Raw genomic sequence first — 22,473 nt, forward strand, 5'->3', positions numbered from 1 at the left:
CCCCAGTATATCTGTTAATAAAATAAGCTTATCAAATAAAAGTAATTCATGTCTAGAATTAGTGTTACCTATTTATTAAAATTATTGCTTAAAAGAAAGGAACGGTGCGTTTATTATCAAAAATATAAGGGAATAGTCAAATAACTATTAACAATAATAACATTTCATCATATAATGTTATTTAAATAGAATCGAAAAAAAAAAGGGAGGCGTGCTCCATGAAAAAGCAAAAGCTAAATTACCAGTTGAAAATGTTAAGAAAGAATAATCAGTCTGAACTAAAAGCAAAAAGAGAGATCCCGTTTGAAATTCGATTAGCTTCACAGCTTCTGTTGGATGACCTTTGTTTCCGTTGGAATAAAGCACGCTTAGAGAAAGATATAAATCAATCATTAGATGAACAAAATGAAGAAGCATTTAAAGAGTTGAGCAAAACATTCAATAGTTATATATGGGAATCATAATTTTGAAACCTCGTCGTTTTTATGGCGAGGTTTTTATTTGGTCATGATAAAAATAATTCTTTCCACCTGTATGGTACCTATTAGTTATATGTTATAGTAAATAGATCAAATAAATGTTCAGATGCAGTAAGGAAAGGAAATATGTATGAAAAAAATGGGATTGGTATTTATTTTTACGTTAACTTTCATTTTGGCTAGTTGTGAGCAGGAAAGGTATTCAAGTGAAAAACTTGATGAAAGAAATTATGAAGCAGAACATAAAGAAGAGCCAGAAACGGAAGAAGTAAATGTTGATGTGAATGAAGAACAAAAGAAAGAACAAGAACAACAAGAAGAACAAGAAGATCAAGAAGATCAAGAAGATTCAGAAGAAAATTCAGAAGAAAAAAATACAGATAAAAACAATGAATCCGAACAAAATCAGGATTCAAATCAAGCAGAGGATAGCTTAGCCGTTATTGAAAATCCAGAAAGTGTAGAATTAGTTGTCAACAAACAACGGAAACTCCCAGATGGTTATGCTCCAAATGACTTAGTCGAAGCAAATGTTTCTTATTATGCAGCGGAAGGGGATCCGAAACGCTTATTACGTCAAGAAGCAGCCACGGCATTAGAGGAACTTTTCAAAGCAGCAAAAGCAGTCGGACTTGAGCTTGTAGCGGTTTCTGGATATCGCTCCTATGAACGTCAAAAACAAATATATGAAAGTAATGTCGTTAATAAAGGTCAGGAACATGCAGATAAATTTTCAGCTAAGCCCGGTACGAGTGAACACCAGACAGGACTTGCAATGGATGTTGCTTCCGCTGCACTTGTAGCGGTATTAGAACAAAGTTTTATTGAGACAGATGAGGGAAAGTGGCTAGAAAATCATGCACATAAATACGGATTTGTTATTCGTTATCCTGAAGGAAAAGAAGCTATCACAGGTTATAGCTATGAGCTTGGCATTTAAGGTATGTCGGAAAAAATACAGCGAGTGAAATATATCAAGCACAGACTACATTAGAAGAACACTTTGGTCTGTATCCTTAAAATAGTTGTAGACATTTACTTTTCACCAAATTGACGTCAGATACATAGCCTATACTAGCAAGCTTTAGATGGGGGTGATGCAGTGAATCTGATGACAGGAATGCTTGTGACACGATATTCTTATCAACACGATATTGTTTTTCGTGTTAAACATATAAACGGTGATAAAGTCTTGCTTCATGGGGAAGATATACGACTAGAAGCTGATGCTCCTGTAGAAGACTTACGGATTTTGCCGGAAGATGATGTGCGAAAACGAGAAGAAGAAATAAAAGAAAAGGAAGAATATTCTTATCGCCTTTTTCGTCAAGATTATCAACTAATGAAAGAGAAAAAAGATTATGAGTATAATAAGGAAAAACCGCGAAGTATCCAACGATTTCAATTGCCGGTAAAGGTTTTACACATTGATGGTGACCGACTCTATTTAAAGAAATGTATTGATTTATATCAGCGGTTAGGACTACAGGTACATGGTGTTTATGTAAACGAAAAGGATTTGCCCTTTGAAATCGATGCTCTTATACAAAAAATTCAGCCTGAAATAATGGTAATAACAGGACATGATGCCTATTCCGGTTCAAAAGGAAATAAGAAAGATTTAGCTGCTTATAGAAATACGCGATTTTTTGTAGAAGCTGTAAGGCAGGCCAGAACCTGGTCACCTAATTTAGATCAGCTTGTTATTTTTGCAGGGGGGGCGTGTCAATCACACTTTGAATCACTAATAAGAGCAGGGGGGGCAAATTTTGCCAGTTCACCTGATCGGGTTAATATACATGCACTAGATCCTGTTTATGTAGTTGCTAAAGTAGCTTACACTCCTTTCATGGAGAAAGTTGATGTGTATGATGTGTTAAGAAATACCTTAACAGGTGAAAAAGGACTTGGCGGAATGGAAACCCGTGGACTTTATCGAACAGGATTACCTTATGTAGAGACAAAATAACTTTTGTCTCTATTTTTGTCTTTTTTTGATACAATATAAAAAGAAGTTAATTTAAGGGGGGATAAAATAAAATGGATTATCGCATGGAACGTGATACGATAGGTGAGATTAAGGTTGCTAATGATAAATTTTGGGGTGCGCAGACGCAAAGAAGTAAAGAGAATTTTCCGATTGGTATTGAAACAATGCCAAAAGAAATTATTGAAGGTTTTGCTATTCTAAAAAGAAGTGCTGCCATTGTTAATAGTGAGCTAGGTTTAATGGATGAAAGGAAAGCCGATGCGATTAAATATGCAACAGACCGCATTTTAGCAGGTGAATTGTTTGAACACTTCCCTTTAGTTGTATGGCAAACAGGAAGTGGGACACAATCAAATATGAATGCAAATGAAGTGATTGCTTTTGTGGGAAATGAGTGGTTAAAACAACAGAATAGCATTCTGAGCCTGCATCCTAACGATGATGTTAACAAGTCACAAAGCTCTAATGATACGTATCCAACCGCGTTACATATTGCGGCAGTTCGCAAGTTAGAAGATGTAACATTACCAGCATTATCAAAGATGAAACAGACGCTAGAAGAGAAGATAGAAGCATTTAATGATATTGTGAAAATCGGCCGTACCCATTTACAAGATGCGACCCCCCCATTAACATTAGGTCAAGAAATCAGTGGTTGGCATCGTATGTTAGAAAAAACCGAGGATATGATTACAGGCAGTATCCCCCCCTATGTTAAAGAATTAGCAATTGGTGGGACGGCTGTTGGGACAGGTTTAAATGCACATCCGGAATTTTCTGAGCGTGTCACAGCAAAAATTAATGAATATACTGGGAAAGACTTTGTGTCAGCTCCGAATAAATTTCATGCATTAACAAGTCATGATGAATTAGTGTATGCTCATGGTGCACTAAAAGGTCTTGCGGCGGACTTAATGAAAATTGCAAATGATGTTCGCTGGTTAGCAAGTGGTCCACGTTGTGGAATCGGTGAAATTACCATTCCAGCTAATGAACCTGGAAGTTCGATTATGCCAGGAAAGGTGAATCCAACACAAAGTGAAGCAATTACGATGGTGGCAACACAAGTAATGGGTAATGATGCAACAATTGGAATTGCAGCAAGTCAAGGTAATTTTGAATTAAATGTATTTAAGCCAGTCATTGCCTACAACTTCTTGCAATCGGCCCAGCTTTTAGCAGATAGTATGCTATCATTTAATGATCGCTGTTTAGTTGGTTTAGAGCCAAATTATGAACAAATTGAGAAAAATTTATATGGTTCATTAATGTTGGTTACTGCTTTAAATCCTCATATAGGGTATGAAAATGCAGCCAAAATTGCAAAAAAAGCTTTTGCAGATAACTCAACATTAAAAGAAGCTGCGATAGAATTAGACTTATTAACTGCAGAACAATTTGATGAATGGATTAAACCAGAAGAGATGATCTATCCTAAATAATCGCAATTGGGTCTATTACTAGAAATTGCTAAGAAAATAAGAGCATAATGATCCCTTTTTTGTTCACAATATGGTGTACAGGAGGTGATTAAAGATGGCAACTAACAATTCAAATCAATTAGTAGTTCCTGGAGTTGAGCAAGCATTAGACCAAATGAAATATGAAATCGCTCAAGAATTTGGTGTTAACTTAGGAGCAGACTCTACTTCTCGTGCTAACGGTTCAGTTGGTGGAGAAATCACAAAACGTTTAGTAACAATGGCTGAACAACAATTTGGCGGTAATCAACCAAAATAATAGGTGTTAAATAAAAGGGAGGGAGACGCTTTGATGAAAGTGTCTCCCTTTTTGCAAAGTATATATTTTAGAAAAAAGAAAAAGCGCATAGTTGTTAACTATGCGCTTTTGTGACCTATTAATGAATACGTTGTTCATTATCTTTATCAAAGAAGTGACATTTATGCATATCGAATGCAAGATCGATTTTTTCACCACCGTGGATATCTGTACGAGAATCAACACGTGCGACAAATTCTTGACCGTTAACCTCAGAGTATAGGTAAGACTCAGAACCCATTAGTTCAGAAACCTCAATAGTTGCTTGGATTTTCTTACCAGGATTAGCATCTAAGAATACTGGCTCATCATGAATATCTTCAGGGCGAACACCTAATACTACTTCTTTACCAATATATCCTTGTTCACGAAGAACTTTCATTTTTCCTTCAGGCACTTCTACGTTTGTGTCCCCAAGCTTGATAGAACCTTCTTCTAATGTTCCATTAAAGAAGTTCATTGCAGGTGAACCGATGAAACCACCAACGAAAATATTGTCTGGTTTGTCATACACTTCTTTAGGAGCACCAACCTGTTGAATGATCCCGGCTTTTAATACTACAAGACGAGTTGCCATTGTCATTGCTTCTGTTTGATCGTGTGTTACATAAACAGTAGTAGTTTGTAAACGGTGGTGAAGCTTTTGGATTTCCGCACGCATTTGCACACGAAGTTTTGCGTCCAAGTTTGATAATGGCTCATCCATCAGGAACACTTTTGCATCACGTACAATCGCACGTCCTAATGCAACACGCTGACGCTGACCACCGGAAAGTGCTTTAGGTTTACGATCTAAGAGTGCGTCAAGACCAAGAATACGAGCTGCATCTGTTACACGACGTTCAATTTCATCTTTTTTGAATTTACGTAATTTAAGACCAAATGCCATATTGTCATATACGTTCATATGTGGATATAACGCATAGTTTTGGAATACCATCGCGATGTCGCGGTCTTTTGGAGCTACTTCATTCATCAATTTATCATCGATATAGAATTCTCCAGAAGAGATTTCTTCAGACCTGCAATCATACGAAGTGTCGTTGATTTACCACAACCAGATGGACCAACAAATACGATAAATTCTTTGTCTTTGATTTCAAGGTTGAAATTGTCAACCGCTTTTTCTTCTCCTTTTGCATAAACCTTATCAATGTTTCTTAATGTTAATTCTGCCATTGTATTCCCTCCTAGTTTTGTTGAAAACGTTTCATCTATGTTTTATAGTTTACTAGTAATTTGTCCAATCGTAAATAGAAAGCGTGCACAAAAAATTCTGTTTCATTTGTGCACGGTTACAGAAGCTTGGTCAAAAGAATAAGGTAACCCCCTGATTCTCTCGATTTTTTATCAATGGTAGACATAAACTTGTGGAAACTTTTGATGAGCTTAAAATCAGCGCTTCGGAAAAACAATCCCTTTCCTAGGGGGGATTTCAGCCTAACTTTAGAAAGAAAATCGCTTTACCAAGTGGATCGTGCGCCCGGCATGGGTTATAACTAGGTGGTGAAAGTCCACTACAGACTTGGCAGAAGGAACTGTTAACGAATGGCAAGGGTGTCTCTCGTGAGGTAGAATCTACATTATTTGGAGAATTCAAAAGACTAGGGGATATATTATACTGCCAAAAGTGTACATATTATCATTGACATTTATACCAACCCAAAACAACGGTAAAGAGTTGGTAAAACTTTGATATAAAAAGGTTTGAAGAGTAAGAGTGGGAGAGAGGCATCATTTCTCTTCTACACATTTTTCTATCACTTTTCTATTACATTGGGAAGAACATAATTACGTATGTTCAGAAATACTTTATTGAGCACCTAGGTTTAAAGAAAGGGATAAGAAAAAATTGTTTTTAAGAGATTTGATTGACAACAAGGATAGATGGTATAATTTCAGTATATTGTAATAAATTGATAATTATAGAATAGTATGTGTTAATTTGTTCGGTTTGATTATTTTAAAATTTGGAGGGATTACATGCCAAACATTATTGGTAATAGGTGGGAAGATCATGAATTGATGTTAATAATTGTTACGATTTGTTCTTTAATTACTTTTAGAAAAATAAAAAAGCTAGAGCGTTATAAAAATAAATTGAAAGGGACTTATACACCATATTAATTATAAATCAAAGGGATTACCTAATGGTAATCCCTTTGATTTTAGTTACAAATTAAATCTGAAACAACTTTTGGACCACTGTTACCGTATTTAGAACAATATGCGTCTATCCCTTTTTCTGATAAGTATCGTGCAACTCTTGTAGACCAAGTCTCCACAATGCTCTTATTGCAATACCTATAAGGATTGCAGGAAGAGCATTAGGAGAAACCTGAGCATCATCAGTATAATTAGTAGGAGTTAAAATCTCTTGTTGTTGGTTACTGTCATTGCTTATTGATGAAGTACTCGCACTGGCTGTTATCGGTGAAACAAATAAAACCACTGCAATCAAGACTACCAAACACTTTGAAATTCTTTTCATTAATAACCCTCCTAAATTAATGTTATATTAATATAATTCTACATATTTCATTTATTTCCTTCTTTTGAATGAAATTTATCAGTTTTTTTACTCGTCAAAATTTGACGTCTAGTAACAAGAAACTCATGTCTTTGATCAATTAAATATTATGTAGTAGCCAAGTAATCAGTCAACCTTCTTCTACCATAGAGATACATCCGTTTAATATTTTTTCTACTGTATGTTTTTCAACCACTCCTTTATACGGAAGGAATAGGAATAATTCTCTTTGACGCGGTAAAAACTCCTCTTTGAGAGAAGGGATTGTGGCAATGGCGAAAAACAGTAAATACATTGGAAAACGTAGTAATGGTCGGCAAGCATAGAGGAGCATATAACCTTTTCCTTTTCTATCCACTGTTTGAGGGGGATAAGAGTGAGTGTAAGTTGGCTAACTACACCTATAATGTGAAAGCTCGAAAACTTCTAAGAGAACATTGTACCTTTGACTAAGGGAAGCCTCTAATGTGAAAGAAGAAGAACGTTGGAAAGCCATATGAGGGAAAAACTCACATACGATTTGATGAGAGGAAATAGGAGGAGGATACAACCCTCAAGTCTGACTTAGTAAGGTAGAAACCCTAAAAATCGAAGACAAGAAGGTAATATCCAATGCCTGTTTTCTATTTTGCCGCGGAAAGCGAAGTAAATGGACGAAGCTTATGTTTCCACTTATCGAACTTTCAAAAAAGAGCAGTTACTTCATAGTTTAGTTATAAGTCATAGGTTATTTTACCACTTTGTCCGCATAATGAGGCATAGATAGATGGCGATGGCGCCTTCGAATTGTTTTACATCGATTCCTGTTTTTTCGATGAATTTGTCAACACGATATTGCAAGCTATTTCGGTGCATGTACATTTTTTTCGCAGCAAGTGTTGTATTGGAATTAGATTCTAAAAAAACTCGAACCGTCTTTAAAAGCTCTTCATCCTCTTTCACATCACTTAACAATGAATCTGAAATCATATTTTGCTCTTCATCTGTAATATCATGTAAAAACAGGTAAGGAATAGCTTCGATATAATGTAGAACGTCATAATTATGACGTTTGGTTAAGTGATAACACTTTTTTATCCAATGATAAAATTCAGGAGCCTTTTTTTGATTATTTATAATTGGTCCTACAAAAAGTTTAATATTCATATAAAAATCCGTTGTTAATACTTCGATTACTTCGGAGTAAGATATGAAATCCTCTGAATGATTTCCTTCTTGAATAATAATACCTTCATGATTATTCTCCCATAATATAGATGTACCAGGTGGAAACAAGCCATGAATTGCTTCCCCGAAATGCTTCAGCATCTATCGATTCGTCTGATAAGGAAAAATAAACAAAATTAAAATCAGATAATTTCTCTTCTATCTGATCCTTGGGAAATTCCTTGTGAAATAAAATATCCATCCACATTTTTTCGCGATCTGTTGTAGGATGCTGATTTGCCTTATATGGTGTTAACAAGATTTCTAATAAATCTGATTCCCTTTTGGTCAGTTCATTTCTTGGAAAGCCTATAATTTCATTGCTACTGGTGACGTACCACTTATAGGTTACGGTATCCATTGTTGTATCATCTGTTATCGTTATTAAATCTGGAAACATAGTTTTTAGTTGTTCTAACATATTTAGGCCTCTTTCATCACAATCTTTTAATACTAGTATAACAAAAAAACACAGCAATTCTAAATTAATAAGCGGACAAGCGGGAGCGGCTTGTTAAGCAGTATTAAGATTTCATAATTACCTCATCAGTTAGTGTACAAAATCTTCCTTATATGCAATTGAAAAATCCGAATGATAGTAAATTCTAATCAGAGAATTTGCATATCGTTCGGATTTCCCTTTTATCAAATTACTTTTGTCTCAGTCTCTAGTCATCTGTTCCAGCTGGGAATGGCTCATCTTCTTTTGGTAATTTTCTTGCTTGTTCGATTTGGATTCGATCATGAAGAGAATAGGTAGTGCCACCAGCCAATCCCTCATTAATCATCCGATCGACATCCACCTCGTATTTTTCACGTACATCTCTTTCGCTATCTGATGAAGGCTTTGCCATCACTATCCCTCCTTACGATTCTTAGCATAAGCAAAAATCTGAAAATCATTCCAAGTCTTTTGCAACAGTGATTGACCATTCCATTAACTGTGTGAAATATTCCTGAGCTTGCGTCGTCATCTGTGGATCATTAAATACTTCCCAACTTGGTTTGGAATATACTTCTTCAATCCAAAGTCTATTTTCCTGATCTAAAGCAATATCAAATCCTAATTCACGATAGGTTCCGTTTATGTTATTTTCAATAATATGACTTAGCTGGGTGGCTATGTGCGAGATTTTTCTTGCGATCAAAAATGCTTCATTTTTTTCGAAAAGAGAGTTCATGGAAAGAATGTTTGGGATGTTTGAATTGGAGCTTAAAGGATGCTCCTTGGCATAATATAATCCAACGTTCCAATCATTATTATTCTTTAATGTATGAATACGAAAATGGAATGCTCTCTCATTTACTTCTTTATGCTGAATGGCATCTTCTAAGAAGTATTGGTCACATACATACGGAAAATATTCATAATATAATGCTTTCAGATCTTCAGAATACCTGCGTATCATGTTGGGATAAGATGTCATAAATATCAGATCATCGACTTTTTCTAAATAATAAATAGCACCTTTAGTGATGTCATGCAAAGGTTTTAAATAAATAGGATGGTCTGCGAGTGATTGATCAATAGTTTCTAAGGAGGGACGGAGCACGACCTCTGGTAATAAATAATTGAACTCATTAGATTTTTTTAACTGATCATACACTTGCCATTTGTGTAAAAAATCAGAATTAAATATAATGGAAGTTGCTGATAAATAGTTTTTTGCTTTGATGACCTGTGGATGATTTTCTATAACTCGATTAGGAATACGATTATAAATGAGAGATGGAACACTTATTTCGATCATGTCCCACTCCGATTGTCGCAAAAGATATCCATTTACGGTTTGTGAGTCGTAATTAATTTGTTTACTGGAAAACAGGAAGACTCCAAATCCAAGCGTTTCACCAATTCTAGCCATCATTTGATAGAGATTTTGATACTTTGAATAGTTTAGCTCACGATGTAGAAAAACACCAAATAAATAATAGAAAATACAGCTGTTATCTTGAGGATAAATGATTATTTGTGCTTGGTCTCGTATGTTGAGTTGCTTCCCAATGGAGGAGGACACATAGATCGTATTTAAATTTTGCTTGTGACTCAATACTTCACATGGCACTTTGTTAAAGCCCAGCTGAATAGAAGTGATATCCTTTATGAGAAAATATTCATTCTTAGGGACAATAATTCTGTTTTTTTGATTATGATAAACTTTAATTTGTAAAATTCTTCGCATTTTGGAACCTTCTTTCCTTGGGAAAGGTAATTCATTATATGCGAAAGCTGGACGAACTATACATAATGAAAGGTGGAAGTATCAATTGGAAAATTTAATTATAATATTGGTAATGGTAGCTGTCGGTAGCTTTATTGGAGGATTGACCAATTCGATTGCTATTAAAATGCTATTCAGACCTTATGAAGCAAAATACATCGGCAAATGGAAAGTTCCTTTTACGCCTGGGGGGGTAATCCCAAAACGACGTGATCAATTAGCTATACAATTAGGTCAACTAGTCGTAAATCATTTATTAACGATAGACAGCATTCAACTAAAACTGCAAGATCGTTCGTTACATCAGCAGCTGCGAAAAAAATTAGAGAAGGAATTTGATGTCTTTTTAACACAAACGACTTCTCTTCAGCAGTTGGCTGAGAAATTTCAGATGAAGTTGGATGCAAACCAGTTAAAGGAAAATATTGCAGAAAAAATAGTAGAACAGATAAATCACTTTTTTAATCAGAATAAACAGACACCCATCAAACAATGGCTGGAACAAGCAGTGACAGAGAAAGATATAGAAAAAGTTGCTATTTTGATAAGAGACAAGGGAATTGAGCTTCTAAATAAAGAAGAAACAAGTGAAAAAATTGAAATAGTTATTCAGCAGTACGCACAATCCAGGGGGGGCTTTTTAGGTAATATGATATTATCGATGTTTAGCAGTGACGAACTAGCATTAAAAATTCAACGACTGGTCATTGATTATTTGCGTTCCGAAGATGGCTATAAATGGCTCTCAAGAGCAGTACAGGAAGAATGGTCCAATTTATTGGAACAAGAGGTACAACTTATAGAACCGGTGTTAGAAAAACAAGAAACACAACAATTGGTGAGAGAGATTATTCAACAACACATACCGGTAGAAGACTGGTTAACAAAACCAGTACAGGAATTACTGATCCCCCCCTTTACTTCTCAAATAAAAGAAAAAATAATGCCTTTGGCAGTCAATCAATTGTTTGCTAAATTAGCAGATAGTATACCAGGAATATTAAAGGAATTAGAAGTCGAGAAAATGGTGGAAAAGCAAGTAACATCTTTTCCAACCTCAAGGATAGAAGAAATTATATTATCGATTTCGCGAAAGGAATTTAAGCTGATTACCTATTTAGGAGCCTTATTAGGTGGATTGATTGGATTTATTCAGGCGCTTATCTTTATCGTGATTTAAATCTTTGATATAGTGAGAAGGTATACGCAAGCAAGATAAGATGTAACTATTTTAGGAGGATTTTATTTTATGTCAACTATTTATGACAATGCACATCAGTTAGAAAATGCGATTCAGGAAAGTGAAGAATTCAAGGATTTAAAAGCTGCTTATGATAAAGTAATGGCAGATCCTAGTTCTAAACAAATGTTCGATAATTTCCGTAATACGCAATTGGAATTACAACAAAAGCAAATGCAAGGAGAGGAAATTACAGAAGATGAAGTTGAAAAAGCCAAACAGGTTGTAGAGTTAGTTCAACAACATGAAGATATTTCTCAACTAATGGAACAAGAACAACGCCTTAATGTGTTGATCAATGATATTAGTCGCATTATTACGAAACCACTAGAAGAATTATATGGAGCACAGGAACAATAAAACAGATATGAGTTACAGCAAATTTGAGCTGTAACTCATTTTTTTGAAACAATTTTGATTTGTTATCCGTATATAATGTGGAAGGAGTGAGGGAAGATGACATTAAAATTAGAGAATGTTACAAAGAAATTCGGGTCTTTTACCGCGGTAGATAATCTATCCTTAGAGATTCCTGATAATCAAATATTTGGATTTCTTGGTGCAAACGGTGCTGGTAAAACCACAACATTTCGAATGATCTTAAATCTTTTAGATCAATCATCTGGAACCATCACATGGAGAGAGCAGAAAATAGATTACAGTAAGAGTGATCTAATTGGCTATCTCCCAGAAGAAAGAGGCTTATATCCAAAATTAAAAGTTAGAGAGCAACTTATTTATTTAGGAAAACTTAGAGGGATGACAAAGCAGGATGTTATAGAAGAATTAACAAAATGGCTTGATCGATTAAAAGTACCTCAATACATGGATATGAAAGTTGAAGAATTATCTAAGGGGGGGAATCAGCAAAAAATTCAGTTTATCTCAGCAGTCATACATAAACCACAACTACTTATTTTAGATGAACCTTTTTCCGGATTAGACCCGGTAAATGTCGAACTGCTAAAAGAGGCAGTAGTAGAGTTAAAAGAAAATGGTACATCAATTGTCTTTTCTTCCCACCGGATGGAACATGTCGAGGAGCTATGTCAGCATTTATGTATGATGCAGCATGGTAAACCAATACTTCATGGAGATATTCGTGAAATCAAACGGTCATTTGGCAAGAAAAACTTATCGATACAAGCAGATTTCAATCTTGACTTTGTCGAAAGAATTCCTGGTGTAGTGAAAGTGAAGTACCTTGCAGATCGCGCACTTTGTCAAATTGAGAATGAAGATATTTCACAGCATATCTTAGAGCAATTAATCGGAAAGGGCTTTGTTCGCAAGTTTGAACTAGATGAGCCTAGCTTAAATGATATCTTTATTGAGAAAGCAGGTGCGGCATATGAATAAATTTTGGATTGTGTTTTCCCACACCTTTATGTCAAAGATAAAATCAAAATCATTTATTATTACTACCGCAATTTTTCTATTATTTATTATAGTAATGGCCAATATTCAATCGATTATTGATATGTTTGAGTCGGACGCGAGGGGGATCAGATTGCTGTTGTCACAGAAAATGAAGACATGTATCAGCAATTAGAAGCAAGACTAACTGCAGGTGATGCAAATTTTGATATTCAACGTTTTGATGGTAGCTTGGACGAAGCTAAAGAAGCTGTACTTGATGAAAGTTATGTATCTGCAATTGAAATTACCGAATCTGCTGATGGCTTACCGTCTGCCGTTTATCATAGCGCAGACTATTCAACTCAATCGATTGAAATGAGATTGCAAAATGAACTGCAACAGATGAAAGTAGAAATAGCAACCAATCAATCTGGAATAGATCCAGCCATTATAGCTAGTATTTATGAACCCATCCCGTTTGAAAATAAATTAATAGCATCTGGTGATGGAGAAACTTCAGATGTGAAAACGGAAGAAGAATTAAGCGGGGCACGAGGCTTAGTATATGTGATCTTATTTTTGCTATATTTCACCGTGATCGCATATGGTAATATGATTGCGATGGATATTGCGAATGAAAAAACGTCACGAGTCATGGAAATATTGATTTCGAGTTCTTCTCCAGTCAGCCAGATGTTTGCAAAAATCTTAGGAATTGGTTTAGTGGGATTAACTCAGATTTTAGCATTCCTCGTCGTAGGTTATCTTGTAATCGTACAGAAGCAGGATGAATTAGTTGGTGGATTCTTTGAATTTTTCGGTTTATCTGATATAAGTCCCTCTACGTTTGTATATGCAGTGGTCTTTTTTCTGTTAGGCTATTTCTTATATGCTACATTAGCGGCAATGCTAGGTTCATTAGTTAGTCGAACAGAGGATGTACAGCAGTTAATGATGCCAGTAACATTGCTGATTGTGGCAGCTTTCATGATTACGATGTTTGGCTTGAACATGCCGGAATCCACTATTGTTGTGGTTTCTTCTTATATACCTTTTTTCTCACCACTTTCGATGTTTTTGCGTGTGGGGGGGTTATTGGATATTCCATTTTGGGAAATTGGTCTAAGTATACTAATCTTAATCGCAACTATTATATTATTCGCAGTAGTTGGTGCCAGAGTTTACCGCGGAGGCGTATTGATGTATGGCACCTCGACATCACTAAAGGATTTTAAAAAGGCATTACAATTATCGAAAAAAGAATAAAATGTAGAGAAAGCTATTTCGCAGTTGGAGCGAAATAGCTTTTTTCATAATAAGCGAAGACAAAATGAGTTGCTCCGATTCATTAACAATAAGTTCGACCGATGAGAGACAAAAAAAGAGAAAAAACAGAAAAAGTGTCTTTCATTTTAATGGGGGGGAAGAATGGAATAAAGAAGTTTTATCTATTGCAATACAATAATCGAACGTGCATTCTATTTCGTGCTCTGCTACAATATAAACAAAGGCAGGTGAATCCTATGAAAAAACAAATAACTTTTATTCATTGTGCGGACCTACATTTGGATAGTCCATTTAAAGGATTAAGTGATATTCCTTCACCTATTTTAAAAAATATTCGAGAAAGCACATTTATAGCATTAACCAATCTTACTAACCTTGCCATTCAGAGAAAAGTAGACTTTGTGCTCATGGTTGGTGATGTTTTTGATCAGGAAGAACAAAGCATGCGAGCACACATCGCAATAAAAAAAGCTTTTGAACGATTGGACGAGTACGATATCAAGGTGTATATGTCTTTTGGTAACCATGATTATCTTAACAGTCAGACGTTTCCCAGAAACTATCCTGATAATGTTTACGTTTTTGACAAAGAAGAAATAACATACTTCGATATGATAAAAGAACATCAACCTGTAGCGAGAGTTTATGGCTTTAGTTATCAAGAACGAGCGGTTATCGAAAATAAAGCATCTAACTATCATAAAACAGACCAAAATATCTATCATATCGCTACGCTTCACGGAACTGCCGGGAATGCTGATAGCGAGGAACATGCACGTTATGCACCATTTCAGCTTTCGGAATTGAAACAAGCAGGATTTGATTATTGGGCACTGGGACATATCCATAAACGAGCAATTTTGTCGGAACAACCAGCCGTAATCTATCCAGGTAATATGCAAGGCAGATCCATGAAGGAAACAGGAGAAAAAGGATGCTACCTTGTCACCCTCTCGGAAACAGAGCAAAACTTTGAATTTCAACCCTTACACTCGATTAAGTTTGAGAGATGTACGATTCAAACGGAACAATGGTCAGAAAAGTACCAGGCTTTAGAGCAAATTGAAGCGAGCTTAAATGAATGTATTTCATCACCAGGGAAATATTTTGTTGAACTGGAGTTAAAGAATGTCTCAGATATGGTTCATGAATGGATTGTTAACGGATCGTTAGATGAGTTAATCGAGGTCATTAATCAATCAGCTGAAGCAAAAGATTGGATATATATTAGTGGATATAAATGGGAAATGAAACACCAACGGACCGAGTGGATGGAAGATGGGGGGTTTCTTAAGAGAACTAGCTGAAGCTTTTTCTAACAAAAATGAAGTCCCCCCCGAAATGATCGCCAATCTTTGGCAGCATCCGGAAGGACGGAAATGGCTGGACAAGCTGGACGATAAAGATCTAGAAACATACCTGAATCAAGCAGAGCAATTATTAGATCGGCTATTACATGAAAAGGAGGTGTGATTTCATGCGTATTGATAGTGTACATATATATGGCTTTGGAAAGTGGCAGGATCAGCAGTTTTCTTTTCCAGATTCTAATGAAATTATTAAAATTATTGGCAACAATGAATCGGGAAAATCTACTCTAAGACAGTTTATATTATATATGTTATTTGGAGAAAAACTCGCTAAACTTAAGTATTACATACCAAAAAGGAACTGTCTTAGGTGGAAGAATGACGGTGTCAGGTCTATCCTCTAAGGTCGTCACAATTGAACGAGTCGATGGAAAAAATAAAAATAATGCGCAGGTCTCTGTCGCTGGGGGGGAAAGGAAAGATGAAGACTGGTTACAAGAACAGTTAAAAGGAATTGATCGCGCCCAGTATGAAGCAATATTCAGCTTTGATGCAATCGATCTTCAGCAGATCCAGCATGTTGATAATCAGGCGATCCATGAAGTACTCATTGCGATTGGGATGTCAGGCTCAGATCGTATTTATCAGGCAGAAAAAAATTAGACAAAAATATCACAGAGTTATTTAAACCATATGGAAAAAAACCGGAAATCAATCAATTATTTCAAGAGCTAATCGAATTAAAAGAACGGCTAGTCAAAGCAAAACAAGAAGAAGCAACCTATCGCGTTCAATTGGAAGAAATGGGTATTTTAGAATCGAATCTAGACAATGAAATAATAGCGAAACAACACGTGGTAGCAGATCTTCAACAGCTTGAAAAAAGAAGCGCTCACTATCAATTGATCGAAGACTATTACCTGGCATCTACTAATCTTAAGCGTCTACCGTCTGGATTAGCTTTTCCAACGGATGGGATAGAAAGATTTAATCAATGGAAAGAACAGCTCTTACCATTGCAAAGTGAACAACGCATTATTGAAAAAAATATGAAAGAAGTTGAACAAGGACTTAACACTCTTAGTTTGTTATCAGATGAAGAACGGAAGCAATTAGAATATGTGATTGACTTAAGAGAAGAAATGAAGTATTTAAATGAAAAACAAGAGGGAGCAGCTAATAAGCTTGCTGAGATTCGTAAGGAAATTACAGATAAGCTTCTCTCCATACAAATCAATCTCACCTTTGATGAATTGGAAGAAATTTCTTTACCTTTCTATTTGGAAGAACTGTGGACAGAACTATCGAAAAAAATCGAAAAGATAGAGTTGGAACAGCGATATGTAGAAAACGATCAGGCATCCAATCAAAACATCATGAATGATTTCGAACAACAAATTCAACATGAGAGTGAACAATTAATCGACTCCAGTATTATCGCTAACTATAAGCAGGAATTGGTAGAAGCAGACTTAACTAGAGAACAAGAAAATCAGCAATTACGGTTTCAAAAATGGCAGAAGCAGTATCGTCAGCAATCAAAGAGTTCGATGATTATATTTATGGTAGGACTTTTGATATCTATAGGCTTCCTTTTCCTTACCGATTGGATGTGGGGGGGTGGAATTATCGCTTTTCTTTCCTTTCTCCAATATGTCGTCATGAGAATCTATGGTCAAGTTATGAAAAAATGGTTAGCCCCCTGTACAGGCAAAATCAATTAGATTAAGTGAAAAGGAACGAGTGGAAAAAAAGCAACAAATAGAAAAGAACGAGAAACAAAAAGAACGGATTAATTCTCTTGAAAAAAATTTACAGCACCATCGGAGTGAGCAATTAAAGTTAGAGGCAAGGACTACCTTTTTGATGGAACAATTAGAACAGATTGATATTAAAATTCGTGATCAACAAACACAATTTCCTTTTTTGAAAATGGTAGATATTGCTTATTGGGCAAAATTGTATCAACAATTGATGATGCAAAAAGAAAGATTAACTGTATTCCAGCAAATAAAAGCTGACTTAACTAAATTAGATCAAATCAAACAACAAAAAGAACGGGAACTCACCGCTCTTCCGATTGATTTAGATCAAAATCTCGCTGAAGTATTGCAAATAGAAACAGATAAACATAATGAAGCAATACGTTTAGCTGATCGCCTAAAGGATTTATCCTATCAGCTTGATCAATGCAGAGAAAAGCAACAGCCATACTTAAATGAAATCAATCAGTTAATGGCGCATGCTCAGGTAGAGATGGAAGAACAGTTTATCAAAAAGGGAGAACAATTCAATCAAATTGCTGCAACAGCACACAAGGTGAATCAGCTTCACGACAGTTTAAGTGTAATATTTGAGGAACAGACAATTATTGACTTTGCGAATGGTCAATTTTCAGACAAAAATACTTTAAATATCCACATGAAAGAATCAAAAAAGAAATTAGAGAAAAGTGAAAAAGCAATTAATCAGTTACAGAAGAATCTGAGTGACCGTAAGGCAGCAATCGAACTATTAGAATCAAAAGAGGAAGTATCGATTATAAATCATCAGTTATCACTTAAACAAGAAAAACTATCTGAATTAGCTAGGAAATGGGCAATTCAGCAAATAGCCCAATCCAAGCTCATTAAAGCGAAAACAAGCTATTCAGAGAAATATATGCCGATGATTTTCGAAAAAGCGAGTAGCTATTTTAACCGTCTGACGATCGAACGTTATCCGAGTATTTATATAGAAGACAATAAAAATATTTTGGTAGAAGATAAGGAAGGGTTTCAGTATGATGTAGCGGAGTTATCTCAGGCGACGAAAGATCAATTATATATTGCGCTTCGATTCTCTCTCAGTCATGTGATGGCCGATCGATTTGCTTTCCCTTTTTTAATCGATGATGGTTTTGTACATTTTGATGCAGGTCGCAAAGAAAGAGTACTGGAGTTATTAGAAGAAATTAGTCAGCAACATCAAGTATTTTATTTTACGGCAAATAAGACAGAAACAGCAAAAATCGTATTATAATAATTAGAAATTTATTGTGCGATTATGTCAGACTTAAATATGACATAAAGTAGAGGGAGTGGCGAGATTGAACGATATTCTGTATAAAGATGATTGTACGATTATACCTATCGATCTTGCAAATATTTTTGAAAAATCTGGAATTAAAAGACCTTATGATGATCTGGATCGTCTGCAGCAAATGTTAGATCACGCGAATATCTTGTTAACGGCATGGGATGAAGAGAAACTAATTCGAGTGGCAAGAGGCTTGACAGATTTCAGCTACTGCTGTTATCTTTCAGACTTGGCTGTTGACCAGAGTTATCAAAAGCAAGGGATTGGAAAATTATTAATTCAACGTGTACAACAACTTTTAAACGAGAATGTCGCGTTAATATTACTATCCTCACCGACTGCAATTGATTATTATCCAAAAATCGGATTTGATAAAATCGATAATGGGTATAAAATTCCGAGACAAAAATAATAAAAATAAAGGAGAATTGCAGCATAAAAGCGGCAATTCCCCCTTTATTTTTTCTGCAGAAAAACTTAAGTAACAGCAAAATCACCAGGATGAATAACACTACATAAATAGCAGTAGAGTATACTTCCATGTAAGCTAATATTTCGTCCCAGGAAGCACCTAGGTAGCACCTAAATAGACTAGTATTGTATTCCAGATTAATGTCCCGAGAGTCGTAAATAATAAGAATAAGCGAATATTCATATTTGACATCCCGGCAGGAATTGAAATTAAGCTCCTGATCACAGGTACAAAACGACAAAAGAAAACGGTCCAGTAGCCATATTTATCAAACCATGCGTCAGCTCTATATATGTCTGTTTTTTTAACGCGAAGGATATGTCCCCCCCATTTTTCAATTATTTTTTCTAATCGTTGCACATCTAATTGCAAGCCTATACTATATAAAATGATCGCTCCTAATACAGATCCACCTGTTGATGCTATAATAACCCCCCCACTATATGCAACGATGAAGTTGTGGTGAGATAGCCGCTAAAGGTTAAGATAACTTCGGACGGAATCGGTGGAAAAATATTCTCCATGGTGATTAAGAATAGTATTCCAATATAACCGTAATCATTCATTATTTCAATCAGCCATTGTTCCATTGCATACCCCCCCTTTGCCTAAAATTTAAAAAAATTTTTCCGATTATAATTTCTAGATATACAGTAAGATTTATATCATTTCTTTATTTTTCATGATCTGCTTCTGTATTCTCATACCTGCTATCCAAGTAATCAACAATATGAATAATATAGCCCTCTAGATTAAGGGGCTTACGAATGGCGCTGCCCCCCCATTCTGGTAGACCATGATGGCACAAAATACAATGAGACATTAAATGAATAGCTTCCATACTGATAGTAATTTGATTATGCTCGATTACTCTAGATAATACTAATACACCATAAGGAATATGCCCGATTGTAACACCTAGTGGATCCATAGCAATTCCAGCTTGTTTACGAGTAGTATCTTCAAACGATGCCGTAGGATATAGAAAGTTAAAAATGTCCATCGATTTACCTGCATAATCGTATTCGGCTAACTTACCGATATCATGGAATAAAATACTCGTTATTAAAGCATCATAATTAATTTCTTTAAATTTATATTCAGACATTCCTTGTAACATGTGATATAAATGATCAATCGAGTCTTTCCAGACAAAATGAGAACGTTGCCCATCGTCTTTAAGTGACTCCCAAATCTCTTGTTTAAATTGAGTCTCCACTTTGTGTATCAGTTTCATTACCGCACGGAAAGGATTATCTTCCTGTATTGTTATGTATTTGCAGAAGCGCATCAGTCCAACAGTATGTTTTAAAAGCCCCCCCTAGATAATTATGATGGTACCCTTTTGCGGCAGGGCTCAAACGAAATGCTTCCCATAAATGATCCATTGCTCGAAATGTAATTTGTTGATATGGATCTTTTAATTCATATAGATATGCAAACAATTCTTCCGTTAATTGCTGTATGTCTTGTTTGGTGTAAGCTAAAAGTGTAAAAGGATCGATCGTATCTTTACAAGGTGTCAAGTCATAAATGGTTACACTCTTAAAGCCATTAAACTCGTCGACCTGACCTCGAATATCAAAGACGCCTTCTTGTTCTAATATGGGAAGCATAGCCTCTACCTCACCATTGTTATCCCACATCTTAGCTGAAATATTCCCACTTTGATCACTTAGTGATAGTTTTAAGAAGGATTTATTAGTTTTTGTTTTCTTAACTTCAAAATCATTCAATAAAACTCTTGTAGACACTGCAGAACCTTTTGTTAAATCATTTAATTGTAATCCTTTTATGTTGTCTGGCAAAGTTGGTGGTGGAAAGGATGATAGCACATGTTCTTTTTGCTTATCCGTTAATTGATAATTGATCGGGATCATATCATAAAAATAGTTGGTGTTAGTCACATAAATCACTCCAATCTGGTAGATCTATTATATAAGAAACCCTATCCTCATTCTCGATGAAGATAGGGTTTTGGTTGTTTTATTATTCTGTTTGTTCTTCCGTACTGCCAGATTCTTCTTCAGTGGTGTTCGCTTCTTCATCTGCATTGCCAGTTTCTTCTTCTGAAGTTGGTTCTTCTGAAGTCTCTGTTTCCGGTGCTTCAGGCTGTTTAAATAGATCTTTAAATTCATCAATTTTTACATCTATTTTAGCATTTGCGATTAAGTCCTGAATTTTTGTTTGAAAAGCAGTCTGATCAATTTTAGTTTGTGCAATTTCACGAGTTAATTGATTTTTAACATCTTCAAGTGGTTCTGCATCCTCAACTTCAATGCGATCTGTGACCTTAATAATATGGAAACCATTTTCTGTTTGAACAGGTTCACTAATTTCCCCTACTTCAAGATTATAAGCAGCATCTTCAAATCCAGGAACCATCTTACCTTTTCCGAATTGACCTAAGTCTCCGCCATCCTCAGCACTTCCGTCCGAGGAATATTCTTTTGCTAACTCAGCAAAATCAGCTCCATTGTCTAATTTTTCTTTCACTTCTTTTGCTGTTTCTTCATTATCTACTAGAATATGGCTTGCGACTAAATCATATTGAATACGCTCATAACGTTTTTCGATTTCCTCATCTGTTACTTCTATATCTTCAGTAGCAGCCTTTTCCTGTAAAAGATTCACTCGTATGTCTTCACGAAAAGCTTCTTCGTTTTCATAGCCAATTTGATTTAAAATGGTTTCAAATTGTTCTCCATATTGATCTTTAAATGTTTGAATTTCTTCATCTACTTCTTCTTCGGATACATCGTATTTATCTTCAAGAATAGTTTCTAATACCAATTTTTGAAGAACCTGATCACCATTCTCAGCTTTTAATTCTTCATAAAACGCTTCTTTCGTGATATCACCTGAATCTGTTGTCACTACTGTTTCAGACTCATCAGATGAGCACGCTGAAAGTGCAAAGATACTTGCTGCAACTGTTGCTGTGATTGCTATTTTTTTCATTTTACCTACACTCCTAATTATTTACTAATACTATTTTTAACTCTTGCAATAATATAACATACTTTTAATTAAAAAAAACAGTATAACTATATATTACATTGTTTTTACTCATTTTTATCATGTGTAAATTACTTCAACATATGATGAAACTAAAAGAATCGTAATTAAAATATTAATGGTACGGAATACATTTGGTTGTTTTTCTTGGGACATCTCTGTTTGCAAACACAGTCTCATGGTTAATGAGTTAAATATAAATAAAATGAAAAATGCAAACATAACGAAAACGAATAGCATGAAACTTACCTCCTTAATCTACTTCATTACTTTAACAAAAAAATATAGTTTTGAACAGTATGACTTCTCTAAATTAGTAGAAAAATATGTATGTTGCCATTATATCATGCTAGGAAAAACAAAAAAGAAATTTTGTTCATTGAAGAAGAGGCAGAGGCTTACGTTGAGATACCGAGTCATAAGACTCTAATTATAGTCATCATTCTCTTCCTGTTGTGCAATTAAAAAATCCGAACGATCGTTATCGTTCGGATTTTAGTTTT

At 35.2% G+C, this 22,473-nt stretch carries 26 protein-coding genes and 3 pseudogenes; 17 read left to right on the top strand and 12 right to left on the bottom strand.

Annotated features, from left to right (window positions below):
• Window positions 1-218: 218 nt before the first annotated feature.
• The 5 genes from JCM21714_RS14080 (at window position 219) to JCM21714_RS14100 (ending at window position 4,209) form a co-directional block, all read left to right on the top strand.
• On the top strand, window positions 219-464 hold the full coding sequence (locus JCM21714_RS14080) for an IDEAL domain-containing protein (protein ID WP_035725300.1): 246 nt from the start codon (window positions 219-221) through the stop codon (window positions 462-464).
• Between the two features lie 145 nt (window positions 465-609).
• The gene (locus JCM21714_RS14085) at window positions 610-1,419 is read left to right on the top strand and encodes a M15 family metallopeptidase (RefSeq protein ID WP_052000744.1); all 810 of its coding nucleotides are present in this window, start codon (window positions 610-612) and stop codon (window positions 1,417-1,419) included.
• 162 nt (window positions 1,420-1,581) lie between these two features.
• A complete protein-coding gene (gene yabG, locus JCM21714_RS14090; RefSeq protein ID WP_035725302.1) occupies window positions 1,582-2,448 on the top strand; it encodes a sporulation peptidase YabG in 867 nt (288 codons plus the stop codon).
• Window positions 2,449-2,519: 71 nt separating this feature from the next.
• Complete coding sequence (gene fumC, locus JCM21714_RS14095) at window positions 2,520-3,911, top strand: class II fumarate hydratase (RefSeq protein WP_035725305.1); 1,392 nt, start codon at window positions 2,520-2,522, stop codon at window positions 3,909-3,911.
• A 94-nt stretch (window positions 3,912-4,005) separates the two neighbouring features.
• Window positions 4,006-4,209, top strand: coding sequence for an alpha/beta-type small acid-soluble spore protein (locus JCM21714_RS14100; RefSeq protein WP_035725306.1), 204 nt, complete (start codon window positions 4,006-4,008; stop codon window positions 4,207-4,209).
• Window positions 4,210-4,327: 118 nt separating this feature from the next.
• Here JCM21714_RS14100 and JCM21714_RS14105 read toward each other — a convergent pair.
• Window positions 4,328-5,427, bottom strand: a pseudogene (locus JCM21714_RS14105) (ABC transporter ATP-binding protein).
• An 804-nt stretch (window positions 5,428-6,231) separates the two neighbouring features.
• Between JCM21714_RS14105 and JCM21714_RS20395 the strand changes: the two are divergent.
• Window positions 6,232-6,375 carry a hypothetical protein gene (locus tag JCM21714_RS20395; protein WP_162833708.1) on the top strand — a complete coding sequence of 48 codons (144 nt, stop codon included), beginning with the start codon at window positions 6,232-6,234 and terminating at the stop codon, window positions 6,373-6,375.
• Window positions 6,376-6,481: 106 nt separating this feature from the next.
• On the opposite strand, the gene JCM21714_RS14110 is transcribed toward JCM21714_RS20395, so the two are convergent.
• The 6 genes from JCM21714_RS14110 to JCM21714_RS14130 all read right to left on the bottom strand — a co-directional run bounded on the left by JCM21714_RS14110 (window position 6,482) and on the right by JCM21714_RS14130 (window position 10,167).
• Entirely contained in the window at window positions 6,482-6,739 is a 258-nt protein-coding gene (locus tag JCM21714_RS14110; RefSeq protein WP_035725308.1) for a hypothetical protein, read from the bottom strand.
• A 169-nt stretch (window positions 6,740-6,908) separates the two neighbouring features.
• Entirely contained in the window at window positions 6,909-7,136 is a 228-nt protein-coding gene (locus JCM21714_RS21985) for a hypothetical protein (RefSeq protein ID WP_235182892.1), read from the bottom strand.
• Between the two features lie 374 nt (window positions 7,137-7,510).
• Window positions 7,511-8,086, bottom strand: a complete 576-nt coding sequence (locus JCM21714_RS21990; RefSeq protein ID WP_235182893.1) for a PucR family transcriptional regulator — start codon at window positions 8,084-8,086, stop codon at window positions 7,511-7,513.
• A complete protein-coding gene (locus tag JCM21714_RS21995; RefSeq protein ID WP_235182894.1) occupies window positions 8,016-8,405 on the bottom strand; it encodes a hypothetical protein in 390 nt (129 codons plus the stop codon). Before JCM21714_RS21995 ends, JCM21714_RS21990 begins: the two co-directional genes overlap by 71 nt.
• Window positions 8,406-8,652: 247 nt before the next feature.
• The gene (locus tag JCM21714_RS14125) at window positions 8,653-8,838 is read right to left on the bottom strand and encodes a hypothetical protein (RefSeq protein ID WP_035725311.1); all 186 of its coding nucleotides are present in this window, start codon (window positions 8,836-8,838) and stop codon (window positions 8,653-8,655) included.
• Between the two features lie 45 nt (window positions 8,839-8,883).
• Complete coding sequence (locus JCM21714_RS14130) at window positions 8,884-10,167, bottom strand: YheC/YheD family protein (RefSeq protein ID WP_035725313.1); 1,284 nt, start codon at window positions 10,165-10,167, stop codon at window positions 8,884-8,886.
• A gap of 85 nt (window positions 10,168-10,252) precedes the next feature.
• Between JCM21714_RS14130 and JCM21714_RS14135 the strand changes: the two genes are divergently transcribed.
• From JCM21714_RS14135 to JCM21714_RS14185, 11 genes and pseudogenes are all read left to right on the top strand, one after another.
• Entirely contained in the window at window positions 10,253-11,386 is a 1,134-nt protein-coding gene (locus tag JCM21714_RS14135; protein ID WP_035725315.1) for a DUF445 family protein, read from the top strand.
• A gap of 69 nt (window positions 11,387-11,455) precedes the next feature.
• A complete protein-coding gene (locus JCM21714_RS14140) occupies window positions 11,456-11,806 on the top strand; it encodes a YlbF/YmcA family competence regulator (RefSeq protein WP_035725317.1) in 351 nt (116 codons plus the stop codon).
• Window positions 11,807-11,902: 96 nt separating this feature from the next.
• Entirely contained in the window at window positions 11,903-12,805 is a 903-nt protein-coding gene (locus tag JCM21714_RS14145; protein WP_035725319.1) for an ABC transporter ATP-binding protein, read from the top strand.
• A pseudogene (locus JCM21714_RS14150) lies at window positions 12,798-14,071 on the top strand (ABC transporter permease). Before JCM21714_RS14145 ends, JCM21714_RS14150 begins: the two are co-directional and overlap by 8 nt.
• Before the next feature lie 257 nt (window positions 14,072-14,328).
• The gene (locus JCM21714_RS14155; RefSeq protein ID WP_052000746.1) at window positions 14,329-15,399 is read left to right on the top strand and encodes a metallophosphoesterase family protein; all 1,071 of its coding nucleotides are present in this window, start codon (window positions 14,329-14,331) and stop codon (window positions 15,397-15,399) included.
• Window positions 15,371-15,565, top strand: coding sequence for a hypothetical protein (locus JCM21714_RS14160; protein WP_035725320.1), 195 nt, complete (start codon window positions 15,371-15,373; stop codon window positions 15,563-15,565). Before JCM21714_RS14155 ends, JCM21714_RS14160 begins: the two co-directional genes overlap by 29 nt.
• Before the next feature lie 4 nt (window positions 15,566-15,569).
• Complete coding sequence (locus JCM21714_RS14165; protein WP_035725323.1) at window positions 15,570-15,806, top strand: ATP-binding protein; 237 nt, start codon at window positions 15,570-15,572, stop codon at window positions 15,804-15,806.
• The gene (locus JCM21714_RS14170; RefSeq protein ID WP_035725326.1) at window positions 15,787-16,065 is read left to right on the top strand and encodes a hypothetical protein; all 279 of its coding nucleotides are present in this window, start codon (window positions 15,787-15,789) and stop codon (window positions 16,063-16,065) included. The genes JCM21714_RS14165 and JCM21714_RS14170 overlap by 20 nt, the downstream gene beginning before the upstream one ends.
• A 140-nt stretch (window positions 16,066-16,205) precedes the next feature.
• Entirely contained in the window at window positions 16,206-17,126 is a 921-nt protein-coding gene (locus JCM21714_RS14175) for a hypothetical protein (RefSeq protein WP_035725328.1), read from the top strand.
• Window positions 17,127-17,145: 19 nt separating this feature from the next.
• Window positions 17,146-18,423: an ATP-binding protein gene (locus JCM21714_RS14180; RefSeq protein ID WP_035725330.1), complete on the top strand. Its 1,278-nt coding sequence runs from the start codon at window positions 17,146-17,148 to the stop codon at window positions 18,421-18,423.
• A 67-nt stretch (window positions 18,424-18,490) separates the two neighbouring features.
• Window positions 18,491-18,892 (top strand): GNAT family N-acetyltransferase, encoded by a 402-nt coding sequence (locus tag JCM21714_RS14185; RefSeq protein WP_084040837.1) that lies wholly within the window; start codon window positions 18,491-18,493, stop codon window positions 18,890-18,892.
• A gap of 58 nt (window positions 18,893-18,950) precedes the next feature.
• Here the strand turns inward: JCM21714_RS14185 and JCM21714_RS14190 are convergent.
• From JCM21714_RS14190 to JCM21714_RS22000, 5 genes and pseudogenes are all read right to left on the bottom strand, one after another.
• Window positions 18,951-19,542, bottom strand: a pseudogene (locus JCM21714_RS14190) (DedA family protein); the annotation flags it as partial.
• Between the two features lie 83 nt (window positions 19,543-19,625).
• A complete protein-coding gene (locus JCM21714_RS24370; RefSeq protein ID WP_369403604.1) occupies window positions 19,626-20,189 on the bottom strand; it encodes a hypothetical protein in 564 nt (187 codons plus the stop codon).
• A 16-nt stretch (window positions 20,190-20,205) separates the two neighbouring features.
• Window positions 20,206-20,859 (bottom strand): hypothetical protein, encoded by a 654-nt coding sequence (locus tag JCM21714_RS24375; protein ID WP_369403605.1) that lies wholly within the window; start codon window positions 20,857-20,859, stop codon window positions 20,206-20,208.
• Window positions 20,860-20,941: 82 nt separating this feature from the next.
• Window positions 20,942-21,913: a peptidylprolyl isomerase gene (locus JCM21714_RS14200; RefSeq protein ID WP_035725333.1), complete on the bottom strand. Its 972-nt coding sequence runs from the start codon at window positions 21,911-21,913 to the stop codon at window positions 20,942-20,944.
• Between the two features lie 117 nt (window positions 21,914-22,030).
• Window positions 22,031-22,210, bottom strand: a complete 180-nt coding sequence (locus JCM21714_RS22000; protein ID WP_035725336.1) for a hypothetical protein — start codon at window positions 22,208-22,210, stop codon at window positions 22,031-22,033.
• Window positions 22,211-22,473 lie beyond the last annotated feature (263 nt).

This window comes from Gracilibacillus boraciitolerans JCM 21714 (assembly GCF_000521485.1).
Lineage (GTDB): Bacteria > Bacillota > Bacilli > Bacillales > Amphibacillaceae > Gracilibacillus > Gracilibacillus boraciitolerans.

Excerpts from the sequence above, each read along its gene's own strand:
- JCM21714_RS14080 (WP_035725300.1), top strand. The coding sequence starts at position 219 with ATGAAAAAGCAAAAGCTAAATTACCAGTTGAAAATGTTAAGAAAGAAT.
- JCM21714_RS14085 (WP_052000744.1), top strand. The coding sequence starts at position 610 with ATGAAAAAAATGGGATTGGTATTTATTTTTACGTTAACTTTCATTTTG.
- fumC (WP_035725305.1), top strand. The coding sequence starts at position 2,520 with ATGGATTATCGCATGGAACGTGATACGATAGGTGAGATTAAGGTTGCT.
- JCM21714_RS14100 (WP_035725306.1), top strand. The coding sequence starts at position 4,006 with ATGGCAACTAACAATTCAAATCAATTAGTAGTTCCTGGAGTTGAGCAA.
- JCM21714_RS20395 (WP_162833708.1), top strand. The coding sequence starts at position 6,232 with ATGCCAAACATTATTGGTAATAGGTGGGAAGATCATGAATTGATGTTA.
- JCM21714_RS14110 (WP_035725308.1), bottom strand. The coding sequence starts at position 6,739 with ATGAAAAGAATTTCAAAGTGTTTGGTAGTCTTGATTGCAGTGGTTTTA.
- JCM21714_RS21990 (WP_235182893.1), bottom strand. The coding sequence starts at position 8,086 with ATGCTGAAGCATTTCGGGGAAGCAATTCATGGCTTGTTTCCACCTGGT.
- JCM21714_RS21995 (WP_235182894.1), bottom strand. The coding sequence starts at position 8,405 with ATGTTAGAACAACTAAAAACTATGTTTCCAGATTTAATAACGATAACA.
- JCM21714_RS14125 (WP_035725311.1), bottom strand. The coding sequence starts at position 8,838 with ATGGCAAAGCCTTCATCAGATAGCGAAAGAGATGTACGTGAAAAATAC.
- JCM21714_RS14130 (WP_035725313.1), bottom strand. The coding sequence starts at position 10,167 with ATGCGAAGAATTTTACAAATTAAAGTTTATCATAATCAAAAAAACAGA.
- JCM21714_RS14140 (WP_035725317.1), top strand. The coding sequence starts at position 11,456 with ATGTCAACTATTTATGACAATGCACATCAGTTAGAAAATGCGATTCAG.
- JCM21714_RS14145 (WP_035725319.1), top strand. The coding sequence starts at position 11,903 with ATGACATTAAAATTAGAGAATGTTACAAAGAAATTCGGGTCTTTTACC.
- JCM21714_RS14155 (WP_052000746.1), top strand. The coding sequence starts at position 14,329 with ATGAAAAAACAAATAACTTTTATTCATTGTGCGGACCTACATTTGGAT.
- JCM21714_RS14160 (WP_035725320.1), top strand. The coding sequence starts at position 15,371 with ATGGGGGGTTTCTTAAGAGAACTAGCTGAAGCTTTTTCTAACAAAAAT.
- JCM21714_RS14165 (WP_035725323.1), top strand. The coding sequence starts at position 15,570 with ATGCGTATTGATAGTGTACATATATATGGCTTTGGAAAGTGGCAGGAT.
- JCM21714_RS14175 (WP_035725328.1), top strand. The coding sequence starts at position 16,206 with ATGGGTATTTTAGAATCGAATCTAGACAATGAAATAATAGCGAAACAA.
- JCM21714_RS24370 (WP_369403604.1), bottom strand. The coding sequence starts at position 20,189 with ATGAAACTGATACACAAAGTGGAGACTCAATTTAAACAAGAGATTTGG.
- JCM21714_RS14200 (WP_035725333.1), bottom strand. The coding sequence starts at position 21,913 with ATGAAAAAAATAGCAATCACAGCAACAGTTGCAGCAAGTATCTTTGCA.
- JCM21714_RS22000 (WP_035725336.1), bottom strand. The coding sequence starts at position 22,210 with ATGCTATTCGTTTTCGTTATGTTTGCATTTTTCATTTTATTTATATTT.